This window comes from Belnapia sp. AC561, assembly GCF_979252845.1.
The window spans coordinates 1-204 of record NZ_CEEDBP010000563.1; the positions used below are offsets into that span (position 1 = coordinate 1).

At 74.5% G+C, this 204-nt stretch carries 1 protein-coding gene; it reads right to left on the reverse strand.

Annotated features, from left to right (window positions below; all coding sequences use genetic code 11):
- Positions 1-204 (reverse strand): hypothetical protein (locus AC0IW9_RS32260; RefSeq protein WP_471652342.1); only part of this gene is annotated, 204 nt, incomplete at both ends.

The window sequence follows — 204 nt, forward strand, 5'->3', positions numbered from 1 at the left end:
CAGCGGCGGCAGGTCCAGCCCCTCGGACAGGGCGGCGAGCTGGACGGTGGGTGGGGTGGTGGTGACATCGGCGGCGGCGCGCAGGCTGATCGGGCCGCCGGGCAGGGTGGCGGTGACGGGGTCGAGCCGCGCCCGGCCATCCTGCATCACCAGGGCGAAGTGAAGGTCCTTGATGGCCACCCCGCCGGTGACCAGGGTGCCGAT